Below are 12,222 nucleotides of genomic sequence, written 5' to 3'. Positions count from 1 at the left end.
CGCATCGGGTCAGGGGCTTGGCGGCGCGCGGCGCGGCACCCCGAACAGGGGTAGTCGACATGGCGGCGAAGCGCTTCAACGGGACCTACGCAGCGGGTGAGCCCGCGACCGAGCTGGGATGGACGAACGACCCCTACGCGTTCAATTACGTCGATCCGGCGACGAGCCAGCCCGCCGGCACCGCACGCGTCGCGAGCGCAGCCGCGCCCGACCAAGCGACACAGGCGGCCGCACCCGGCGAGATCGCGAACGGCTTCACCTTCACCGCCGGCACGCTGACATACAGCGAGAATTTCGACAGCCTGGCGTCGTCGGGAACGACCGCCGGCACTGGTACCGTGGATGGCGGCACCCCGCTCGGCTCGACCAGGTTCGTGTTCCTGGAAGCGAGCGGGACGAGCGCGAACACGAGCTATTCCGCGGGCAACGGCTCCGTTAACACCGGCGACACCTACAGCTTCGGCACCGCGGTCAGCACTGATCGCGCGATCGGCAGCCTGGCGAGCGGTGGCGTGGCGACGATCTACTACGGCACGCTGTTCACCAACGACACCGGCTCCACCATCACCTCGCTCGCAATCGCGTTCACGGGCGAGCAGTGGCGTGCCGGCGGGCGAACGGCCGCCAACGGCCCGGACCGGCTCGACTTCAGCTACAGCACGACCGCGACGACGATCGGCGGCACGGGCTTCACCGACTTCAACGATCTCGACTTCGTGTCGCCGTCGGCATTGCCGTCCACCGCGGGTGCGCTCGACGGCAATGCCGCGGCCAACCGGCAGGCGATCAGCGCCAATCTCGCGGTCGAGATTCCGGCGGGCGGCAGCATCTTCATCCGCTGGGCCGACACCAACGTCATCGGCAATGACGACGGGCTCGCGATCGATGATTTCTCGATCACCGCGACACTCGCGGGCACGCCACAGCCGGCCACCGAGACGATCTCGTTCGCGACCCCCAGCATCACGCAGGCCGAGGGCAGCGGCACCGACACCGCGTTCACCTACACGCTGACGCGCACGGGCAGCACCGCCGCGTCGACCACGGTCGCCTATGCGCTGGCGACCAGCGGCAACATGACCGACGCGTCCGACTTTACCGGGCCGACCAGCGGCACCGCGACCTTTGCCGCGGGCAGCGATACCGCGACCGTCACGATCACCGTCGCGGGCGACCGCGTGATCGAGGGCGACGAGACGTTCGCGCTGTCGCTCAGCAACCCCGGCACCGGCTATGTCGTCAGCAGCAGCGCGGGAAGTGCGACGGGCACGATCACCAACGACGACCTGGGCGGCACGTTCACGATTGCAGGCTTGAGCGACGCTGCCGAGGGCGGCACCACCAGCTTCACGATCACCCGCACGGGTGGCGACGGCGGACCGGTGACGATCGGCTACACGGTCGGTGCGGGCGCCACCGGCACCAGCGCCGATGCGACCGATTTCGGTGGCAGCTTTCCGTCGGGCAGCGTCACCTTCGCCGCAGGCGAGACATCGAAGACGATCGCGATCGCGACGACCGACGATGCCACGCCAGAGGGTGATGAGAGCTTCACCGTGACACTCGGCGCGCCGAGTGCGGGCACGCTGGGTGCGCAGGCGAGCGCGCAGGGGCTGATCCTGGCGAGCGATCCCGCCGGCAGCGTTTCGGTCGCCGACGTGTCGGTGAACGAAGGCGCGGGCGTCGCGACGATCACGCTGACGCGCACGAACGGCACCGGCGCGATCACGGTCGGTTACGCAACCGCCGATGGCACCGCGACCGCGGGCGCCGATTATACTGCGGCCAGCGGCACCGCGACCTTTGGCGAAGGCGTCAACAGCGTCAGCTTCGACGTGCCGATCACCAACGACAATCTCCAGGAAGCGGACGAGACCTTCACGGTCACGCTGACCGCCGGCGACGGCGCGCCCACGATCGCGCGCGGCACCGCGACGGTCACGATCCTCGACAATGACGAGCCGGCCGCGGTCGGCAGCTTCGACATCGCGCCCGCGACCTCGTCGGTGCGCGAGGGCAATAGCGGCGTCACCGTGGTGAGCTTCACGGTCAGCCGCACCGACGGCACGACGGGCGCGGTCAGCATCCCCTATACGGTCGGCTTCACCGGCACGAACCCGGCCGACGTGTCCGACTTCGCTGCCGGCGAACCGCTGAGCGGCACCGTCACCTTCGCCGACGGCGACGCGGCGACCAAGACGATCGAGGTGCAGGTCCAGGGCGATTCGACGCTTGAAGCGGACGAGACCTTCACCGTTTCGCTTGGCACGCCCGGCGCCGGCACGCTGGGCACGCAGGCGAGCGCCACCGCGACGATCCTGAACGACGATTCCACCTTCGCGATCGCGGCCGGCCGCGCGGCGGAGGGCAGCGGCACGATCCCGCTGGTGGTGACGCGCAGCGGCGACCTGAGCAGCGCGGCGACGCTGCAATATGACGTGTCGCTGGCGAGCGGCGACACCGCGAGCGCCGATGATTTCGCTGGCGGCACGCTGCCGAGCGGCACCGTCAGCTTCGCGGCTGGTGCTGCCACCGCGACGATCAACGTCGGCATCGCGAACGACAGCGCTATCGAGCGCGACGAAACCTTCACGGTCACGCTGTTGGGCGCGGGCGCAGGGCAGGTGGTGACCGGCGCGGTCGCGACCGGCACGATCGTCAACGACGATTTCCCCGCGCTGTCGATCTCGGATGCGAGCGTGATTGAGGGCAATGACGGCGTCACGCTGCTGCGCTTCACCGTTACCGCTAGCGAGCCCGCCGGGGCAGACGGCATCGCGTTCCAGGTCAGCACCGCCGACGGCAGCGCCAGCGCGGCGACCGATTACGGCGCGCTGTCGAACGCGTCCGCGACAATCGCGGCCGGGCAGACCAGCACGATCGTCACCGTCGCGGTCAATGGCGATACCGTGTTCGAGCGCAACGAAACGCTGTCGGTCACGCTGTCGAACGCCACCAATGCAACGATCGCGCGCGGAAGCGCGATCGGCACGATCGTCAACGACGATGCGGTGCCCGCCAGCGCGCGTATCGTCGCGACCGATTTCGGAGGCTTCACCGCGGCCGGCTTCGCGCCGACGCCGGGCACCGGCCAACTCGATTCCGACATCTGGCGCGTCGTCGGGTTGAGCGACAACACCAACCCCGCCTACGGTGCGACGCTGACGACGGGCGACTTCGCGCGCGGGACCATCGTCGGCAGCGCCGATCCCGCCACCGCGGGTATCTATTCCCCCGCCGCCAATGGTGCATTGGTGTTCCAGGCGACCGGTGCCGAAATGGACGCCGGCGGCTATATCGAGGCCCGCATCGAGAACACCAGCGGTGCGACCGCGACCAGCTTCGACGTCGCGTTCGACTGGGCGTATCGCAACAGCGCCGACCGGGCGAGCAGCATGCAGCTCGCTTATTCGACCGACGGAGTGAACTACACCCGCGTCGACGCCGCGGCGTTCACCACCCCGCAGACCGCACCGCGCGCCGCCAACGGCACCACCATCGCGGTACCGAGCGCCTTTTCGACGCAAGCCGAGGCAGTGACGATCACCGGCACCGTCGCCGATGGCGGCTTTCTCTACCTGCGCTGGATCCACGCCTCGTCGGCGGGCAGCGGCAGCCGCGACGAGGTCGGCATCGACAATCTCGTCGTCGACGCGAAGCTGAGCTCGACCCCGACCGCGTCGATCGCGGACGTCAGCGTCGTCGAGGGCAATGGCGGCGAGCGGTTCGCGACCTTCACCGTCACGCGCTCGAATGGCACCGCCGAGGCGAGCGTCGCCTACACAACCGTTGACGGCAGCGCGGTCGCGGGGCGCGATTACGGCGCGGCCAGCGGCACGCTGAACTTCGCGGTGGGTGAGGTCAGCAAGACGATCCAGGTCGCGATCATCGGCGACACGGTGCGCGAGGCGGACGAGCGTTTCCAGCTGATCCTGTCGAATCCGATCGGGTTCGAGGTGCCGCAGCCGCGCGCCACCGCGACGATCGTCAACGACGATGATGGTCCGGTCGCGATCTACGATATCCAGGGGCTCGGCCATACCTCGGCCTTCGCGGGGCAGGTGGTGCAGACATCGGGCGTGGTCACCGCGCTCGCCACCAACGGCTTCTACCTGCAGGACGCGGTCGGCGACAGGATCGATGGCACGTCCGACGGCATCTTCGTCTTCACCAACGCCGCGCCGAACGTGACGGTCGGCAATGCGATCACCCTGTCCGGCACGGTGGAGGAGAGCCGCGGCCATAACGGCGCGCTGACGCTGACGCGGCTCGCCAACCCGACCGACATCATCGTGACCACGCCATCGGTGGCGCTGCCCGCGGCGGTGGTGATCGCGACCGACGGCAGCGGCCGCGCCGCACCGACGCAGGTGATCGACGACGACGGGTTGACGAGCTACGACCCGACGAGCGACGGGATCGACTTCTACGAATCGCTCGAAGGGATGCTGGTCACGATCCAGACGCCGCGCGTCGTCGCCGACACGACCAGCGTCGGGATCACCTACGTTGTCGCCTCCGACGGAGTCGGCGCGACCGGGCTCAACAACCGCTCGGGCATGACCATCTCGGCCGGCGACAATAACCCCGAGACGCTCCAGATCTTCCGCGGGGGTACGCACACGCAGGGCGACACGCTCAACAACGTGACGGGCGTGCTGACCTATTTCTCCAGCACGTCGACCTCGTCGGGCTCGTATCAGGTCAACCCGACCGACGCGGTTACGGTCGCGGTTGACCGCGAGCATCCGGCACGCGAGGCAACGTCGCTGACAGGCGCCACGTCAAGCCTGAGCTATGCCAGCTTCAACGTCGAGAACCTGGCACCGGTGGCCGACTCAACGGTCGAGGATCGCAACACGCAAGACAAGGTTGACCTAGCCTTCGCGCGTCACGCGGCCGAGATCGTCAACGCGCTACGCAATCCCGACGTCATCGGGTTGCAGGAGATCCAGGACGCCGATGGTATCGGCACCGGCACCAACCTGTCGGGCTATGCCACCGCGGCGAAGCTGATCGCAGCGATCGAGGCGGCAGGCGGGCCCACCTACGCCTATGTCGAGGTCACCCCGACCGAGAACACCGGCGGTGAGCCGGGCGGCTATATCCGCCCCGGCTTTCTCTACATCCCAGGCCGCGTCACTTACGTCGAGGGATCGGCCCGCGCGTTGGGCGATGCGATCTACGCCGGCACGCGCCGCCCGCTGGTCGCCGACTTCCAGTTCAACGGTCAGGTCTTCACCGCGATCGACATGCACTCGACCTCGCGCGGCGGCTCGGGTCCGCTCTACGGCTCGACCCAGCCGCCCGTTCAGGCGGGCGACGGCGCGCGCACTGCGCAGGCGCTGGCGGTAAAGTCGTACATCGACGGCGTGCTCGCGAACGATCCCAATCACTTGTTCATGGTCAACGGCGACTTCAACGGCTTCCCCTACGAAGCCGCGCTGAACGGGCTGGCGCCGGTCGACGGCACCGGCGCGTTGGTCAACCTCATCAACACGCTGCCGGTCGAGGAACGCTACACCTATTATTTCGACGGTTATTACCAGTCGTTCGACAATGTCATTGTGTCGCAGCGGCTGGCGGGTGGGTCGAGCATCGACGTGGTCCACTACAATGCCGGCTACAGCGATGGTCTTTCAGCGACCGACCACGACCAGCCGGTCGCGCTGATCGGGATGGCACGGACCGGTGGCGCGGCCACCGCGATCACGGACAATTTCACGGTGACGGCGAACAACGTGCTACACGCGACTGTTCTTGCCAACGACACCGGTGGCGATCCGTCGCTGACGGTGAGTGCGATCAACGGCGCGGCAGCGTCGGCGGGGGACACGATCCGGCTCGCCTCGGGCGCGCTCCTCACGCTGACCACCGGGGGCGGGTTCGCGTACAACCCCGACGGTGCCTATGCGACACTCGGCGCCGGGCAGACCGCGACCGACACGTTCAGCTACACGCTGCCGGGTGGATCGTCGGCAACCGCGACGATCACGATCACCGGCGTCGCGGTGCCGGCACCCGATGCACTGGGGCATATCCAGGGGACGAGCGGCAACGACAATTATGGCGGCACGCAGCAGGCCGATTACTTCGACCTGTCAGCAGGCGGCGTCGACCGCGTGGCTGGCGGTGCAGGCGAGGATGCCTTCTTCTTCGGCGCCGCATTGACCGCGGCCGACCGGGTTGAGGGCGGATCGGGGATGGACCAGGTCGGCATCCAGGGCGATTATACCGGCGCGAACCGGCTAGTGCTGAACGCGACGACGCTCACCGATGTCGAACTGCTCGCGGCGTTGCCGGGTGGCAGCTACGACGTGGTGCTGAACGCCGGCGTGACGGGTGCGAGCGGCACGTTCACCGTGTTCGGCAGCAATCTGGCGGCGAGCAACAACCTGACCGTCGACGGTTCGGCAGTAACCGCGGGATCGCTGATGATGTATGGTGGTCTAGGTGTCGACACGTTAACCGGCGGTGCAGGTAACGACGGCTTCTACTTCGGCCCTGACCGCTTCGGTGCAGGCGACAGCGCCCATGGGGGCGGGGGCAGCAACGACCAGGTCGGATTGGACGGCGACTATACGCTGACGCTCGACGCGCGCTTCGATGTCGAGGTCGTCGCGTTGCTCGCAGGGCCGGCGAGCGACCGTAACGTCTTCAACATCACGGTCAGCAACGACTTCGTCGCAAGCGGCGCGACCAAGACGATCTTCGCAATTCCGGTCGTCACCGCATTGACGATCGACGCATCGGCCGAAACAGACGGCAGCCTGCGCATCTTCGGAGGACAGGCTGGCGACACGATTACCGGCGGGGCGGGCAACGACCGTATCTTCGGTGGTGAGGGTGGCGACACCCTTCGGGGCGGTGCCGGCGCCGACGTGTTCGTCTACGATGCGGCGAACCAGTCGAGCGGGCGCGATTACGACCGCCTGCTCGACTTCGATTACACCAGCGACCGGATCGGGATCGCGGGCCAGGTGCACGACAGCTACCAGACGGTCGCGGGTGGGCGGCTCGACGATGCGACCTTCGACGCCGACCTGCAGACCGCGCTCGGCGCGCAATTGACGGGCGGCAATGCGGTGTTCTTCACGGTCGACCAGGGCAATCACGCTGGGCAGACCTTCCTGGTGGTCGATGCCAATGGCGTCGACGGGTATCAGGCAGGCGGCGATTACGTGTTCGAGGTGCCGGCCCCGCCGGTCACGGTGACCGACTTTATAATCGCATAACGCTGCGAGGCGACGGGCCACACCCGCCGCCCTCGCTGTGGTGTGGGCCGTAAAGGTCAGCCAGGTTTATATAAATCGACAATCGTCTGACATCATTCGTGCGCCGGCGCGTTGATGCACCTCAAGAGGTGACATTGATGCCTATGCCGAGCCGTTCCGATCGACATATCGTTCTCGAATACAATCGTACCCGCAAGATGGCCCGCTCTGCCCACGCTTACGTGCGCGGCAATACGGCGAAGTTCTACGAATGGCTGGATGCGTCACCGGTCGCGACGCGTGTGCCGCAGGGGCCAGCGATCTGGATCTGCGGCGACGCACATCTTGGCAATCTGGGGCCGCTCGCGGCGGGCGGCGGGCGGGTCGAGATCCAGATCCGCGACCTCGACCAGGCGGTGATCGGCAACCCCGCGCACGACCTAATCCGCCTTGGGCTCTCGCTCGCAACTGCGGCGCGGGGATCCGATTTGCCGGGTGTCACGACCGCGCGGATGATCGAGGAGAGGGTGGAGGGCTATGCCGCTGCGATCGCAGATCCGGTTAGCGGTGACGCCGGCGTCGAGCCCGAGGTGGTGCGCAGCGTCAAGCGCAGGGCGGTCAAGCGGCGGTGGAAGCATCTGGCCAAGGAGCGGCTGGAGGCGGTCGACCCCAAGCTGCCGCTGGGCAAAAAGTTCTGGGCGCTCGCGGCTGATGAGCGCGACGCGCTCGAACACGTGTTCGCAGAGTCCGCGGTGTGCGACCTGATCCTGTCGCTCGACCCGAAGAACAAGCGTCGCCGCGTCCGCTTCGTCGATGCCGCCTATTGGATGAAGGGGTGCAGCTCGCTCGGGCTGCTGCGCTACGCGGTGATCGTCGCACTCGACCATACCAGGCGCCGCTCCAACTATGCGCTGATCGACCTGAAGGAAGCGGTCGAGCCGATCGCGCCAATCGTCGACCGCGCGGCGATGCCGGCCGACCATGCCGAGCGCGTGACCGCCGCGGCGCGCGCGATGTCGCCGCATCTGGGTGCTCGGATGCTGCCGGTCAGGATGCAGGGGCGATCGCTGTTCATCCGCGAACTGGCACCACAGGATCTTAAGCTGGAAGTCGACCAGTTCAGCCACGGTGAGGCGATCAAGGCCGCGCGCTATCTCGCCTTCGTGATCGGCAAGGCGCACGGTCGCCAGCTGGATGCAAGCGCGCGCACGGAGTGGCTGGGCGTGCTGGAGGCCGACCGCCGCGGGCAGATCGATGCGCCGTCCTGGTTGTGGGAAAGTGTGGTGTCGCTCGCGGGTAGCCACGAGGCCGGCTACCTCGAACATTGCCGCCGCTACGCGCTCGCGGCGTGAGCCGCCCCGGCTACAGGTATTTGAGCCAGGCGATGTCGCGCCGGCGTGCCTTCAGGCGCGCGAACCATGCGGTCGGCAGGTACAGCGGTACGATCAGCGCGACGTACCAGGCGAGCACCCAGCCGTAATCGCTCACGCCGAAGGTGGCGCCGTGCGTCGCGCCCCAGATGGCGAACGCCGAATGGTAGAGCAGCCGCAGCACGGTAAGGTGGAACAGGTAGAAGAACATCGGTGCTCCGCCGAACACCGCCAGCGCGACGGTCAGCTTCGCTTCGTTCAACCGCTCGAACATCGCGAGCAGCAGCGCGCCGCAGCCGAGCGTCAGCAGAAGGAAGAGCAGCGACGGGGGATATTTGGTGAGCGCAAAGAAGCTCATCGCAGTGCGCATCGCGCTACCCGGCACCACGAACCACGGCGCATCGCCGTAGCCGTTGAGCAGCCGCAGCAGCACGAACGCCGCCAGCATTGCGCACCCGCTGATCACCAGCCGCTGTACGCGCACGCGTGCGGGCACTTCGCCTAGGAACCACGGGCCGATCCCCCAGCCGACCAGGATCACGCCGATCCAGGCGAGCACCGGATAGGTCGTCTTGGCGACCAGCCCGAACGGCAGTGCGATCACGTCGCGCTGGTGCAGCAGCGCCCAGGGTACGAAGAACGCGTTGCCGCTGCGCAGATGCACCACGTCGAGCAGATTGTGACCGCAGACGATCACCAGCCCCGCCGCCAGCAGCACCCGCCGCGGCAGACCGATCGCCGCGGCGAGCACGATCATGCAGACGCCGATGCACCAGATGACCTGCAGCCACAGCGTCGGCGATGCGATGCCCCAGTAGAGTTCTGAGAGGTAGAATACCTCCAACGCCATCAGCACCAGCCCGCGCTTGACCAGAAAGGCGCGCGTCTCCGCCCGCGTGTGCTTGGTCGCGAACAGGAACGCCGATATGCCCGTCAGGATGACGAACACCGGCGCACACAGGCTCGCCGCCAGCCGCGCGAGGTAGAGTGCGGGCAGCGCCACGCGCGCGTCGATCGGATCGGGCATGGGGACGTGCAGGAACCAGGTCTCGCGCAGGTGGTCGAGCAGCATCAGCACCATGACCAGCCCGCGCAGCGCGTCGATGCTGCGCAACCGCGTGCCCGCGACCGGGGACGACCGGGGTGTAGGTGTAGAAGCGGTTGCGGTCATGGGCATCGCCGGCAGCGTGGCGGTGGGCACTATCGGGTCTCTCTCGGCTTCGTTCGCGCCGCCCATTGCGGGAGCGTTGCGGGGCGTACGGCACGCACCGCCGGTTCGTCGGTTAATGGCGTGCCTGACCCTTGTTGACCTGCGCGCCGCAACAACGCAAGAGCAGATGATACAACATATCAGAGCTAATTGGGGCAAAGTTGATCGTTACACGTATTCGCACAACGCGGCGCGCTTTGGCTCGCCATGGTTCCGTCCTGCGCAGCTCGGCCCGGCCAGCGATCACGTCGCGTCCGCTCCTGATCGTCGCCGCACTCAGCACGATCGCCGCGCCCGCCGCGGCGCAGGTCGAGGAGGAGGGGGCGGCCCGCGAGGAGATCGTTGTGCTCGGCACGCGCCGCTCGCGTGACGCGACGCTCTCGTCCGATCGCGCGACCAAGCGCATGTCGCAGTCGAGCCGCTCGATCGAGCAGGATCTGCTGCGCGCGGCCGGTACCTATCGCCTCGCCGACGCGCTGGAGCTCGTCAGCGGCAGCAGCCAGCAGAACAACCGCGGCGGGTTCGCAGAGAATTTCGCGATCCGCGGCTTCCTCAGCACTGCCGATGGCGGCGGGGAATATTACGTCGACGGCTTCATCGCCAATCGCGGGAGCGCGCCCGCGCGCGATCCCTTTACGATCGAGCGGATCGAGGTGCTGAAGGGACCGGCAGGCGCAGTGTTCGGCGACATCGACCCCGCCGGTCGCGTCAACATGGTGACCAAGACGCCGCGCTTTGTCCCGCAAGCGTCGGCGCGGCTCAGTTACGGCTCGTTCGATACCCGCCGGCTTGAACTCGACGCAACCGGCCCCCTCAGCGACAATCTCGCCGCGCGCATCGTCGTCGCGGTGGAGGACAGCGACGGCTACCGCGACTTCGTCACGCTCAAGCGGCGCACGGTCGCGCCGTCGCTCACCTATCGCCCGTCCGACGCGGTGCAGCTGACCTATGTCGCGCAACTGATCCGCTACGCCTCGCCGTTCGATCGCGGCGTGATTGCGGTGAACGGCGACGCGCTCGCGCTGCCCGCCTCGCGTTTTCTCGGCGAGCCGAACAACGGTGACACGATCGCGCGCGACACGCGGCACCAGCTGACCGGCGAGGCACGACTGGGGGAAGGCTGGTCGCTGGTCGGCGGGGTGGCGTATCGCAGCGGATCGCTGCGCGGTTTCTCGGCCGATCAATCGCGGCTGGTCGGCGGTCGCACGCTTTGGCGCCAGCGTCGCCAGCGCGGCTACGAGGTCGAGGATCTGGCCGCCCGGCTGGAGCTGCGCGGCGAAGTGGCGGCACACGGCACGCATCGCCCGAGCGTCGGGGTGAAGGGCTATACGCTCGATTACCTCGAGCTGCTGCGCCGGCGTAATCCGGGCGATCCGGCACGCGGCGGGCTACCCTATGCGATCGATATCTACGACCCCGTCTACGGCGTCGCGCAGGCCGCCCCGCTGCTGCCCAGCATCGACCAGCGCGAGAAGCGCCATGCGGTGACACTCTACGCACAAGATTTGTGGGATGTGGGGCGCGGCGTCTCGCTGGTGGGCGGTGCGCGCTACGATCACGTCGACCAGAAGCTGCGCCGCAACCTGACCGGCGCGACCTCGCAGCGCATCAGCCAGCCTGTCACGTTCCGACTCGGTGCACGTTACCAGATCGATCGCGCGGTCGCGGTGCACGCGAATTGGGGTGAGTCGACGCTGCTCAACTCGGGCAGCGGCGCGGACGGCGCGGCGTTCGCGCCCGAGCGCGGGCAGGGTTATGAAGTCGGCGTCAGCGGGCGCTGGGCCGGGTTGGATGTCGGCGCGACCTGGTTCGACATCCGCAAATCGAACGTGCTCACCACCGATCCGCGCGACGTCAATTTCCTCGCACCCGTCGGGACGCTCCGCAGCCGCGGGATCGAGTTCGACGGCACGCTCCGGATCGGTCGACACTGGCAGGTGGTGGCCAATTACGCCTGGACCCGCGCGCGCTACGACGACGAGACGTTCCCGACACCGCGCGCTCTAAACGTGCCCGATCACTCGGGTTCGATCTTCGTTGCCTACACCCAAGAAACCGAGCGCGGCACGTGGCGGATGAGCGCGGGCGCGACCTATGTCGGCGAACGATCGGGCGCGACCGACACCAGCGGGCTGGTCCTGCCCGCCTACACCAAGGTCAAGGCCGCGGCGGAGGCACCGCTGACGCGCTGGTCGACGATCCGGCTGGAGGCCGACAATCTGCTGAACGAACGCTACGCGCTCAGTTCGTACAACAGCTACTGGATCTACCCCGGCGCACCGCGCACGGTGCGGCTCTCGCTCAACGCGGCATTGTGAGGGAACGGGCGACCGTACGACGTAGTAATTTACATGATGGATAAAACAAAACGGCCAGCGGTGTTCGAAGCGCCGCTGGCCGTTTGAGTATGAGTGGGAGCAGACACTCC

Annotated in this window: 4 protein-coding genes; 3 read left to right on the top strand and 1 reads right to left on the bottom strand. The window is 67.6% G+C overall.

From position 1 onward, the window contains the following. The first annotated feature begins 59 nt into the window (after nt 1-59). Nucleotides 60-7,235 carry a Calx-beta domain-containing protein gene (locus QZ847_RS12165; protein ID WP_294356818.1) on the top strand — a complete coding sequence of 2,392 codons (7,176 nt, stop codon included), beginning with the start codon at nt 60-62 and terminating at the stop codon, nt 7,233-7,235. A 197-nt stretch (nt 7,236-7,432) separates the two neighbouring features. After that, nucleotides 7,433-8,566 carry a DUF2252 family protein gene (locus QZ847_RS12160; RefSeq protein WP_366930196.1) on the top strand — a complete coding sequence of 378 codons (1,134 nt, stop codon included), beginning with the start codon at nt 7,433-7,435 and terminating at the stop codon, nt 8,564-8,566. Between the two features lie 10 nt (nt 8,567-8,576). Here QZ847_RS12160 and QZ847_RS12155 read toward each other — a convergent pair whose 3' ends face one another. Then, a complete protein-coding gene (locus QZ847_RS12155; RefSeq protein ID WP_294356861.1) occupies nt 8,577-9,761 on the bottom strand; it encodes a heparan-alpha-glucosaminide N-acetyltransferase domain-containing protein in 1,185 nt (394 codons plus the stop codon). 230 nt (nt 9,762-9,991) lie between these two features. Here QZ847_RS12155 and QZ847_RS12150 point away from each other — a divergent pair, with 230 nt between their 5' ends. Next, nucleotides 9,992-12,112, top strand: a complete 2,121-nt coding sequence (locus tag QZ847_RS12150; protein WP_294356815.1) for a TonB-dependent siderophore receptor — start codon at nt 9,992-9,994, stop codon at nt 12,110-12,112. Nucleotides 12,113-12,222 lie beyond the last annotated feature (110 nt).

The organism is uncultured Sphingomonas sp. (assembly GCF_913778135.1).
Classification (GTDB): domain Bacteria; phylum Pseudomonadota; class Alphaproteobacteria; order Sphingomonadales; family Sphingomonadaceae; genus Sphingomonas.
The sequence above is the reverse complement of the archived record's forward strand: the minus strand, read 5'-3'. Positions and strand labels throughout refer to the sequence as shown.

Excerpts from the sequence above, each read along its gene's own strand:
- QZ847_RS12165 (WP_294356818.1), top strand. The coding sequence starts at position 60 with ATGGCGGCGAAGCGCTTCAACGGGACCTACGCAGCGGGTGAGCCCGCG.
- QZ847_RS12160 (WP_366930196.1), top strand. The coding sequence starts at position 7,433 with ATGGCCCGCTCTGCCCACGCTTACGTGCGCGGCAATACGGCGAAGTTC.
- QZ847_RS12155 (WP_294356861.1), bottom strand. The coding sequence starts at position 9,761 with ATGCCCATGACCGCAACCGCTTCTACACCTACACCCCGGTCGTCCCCG.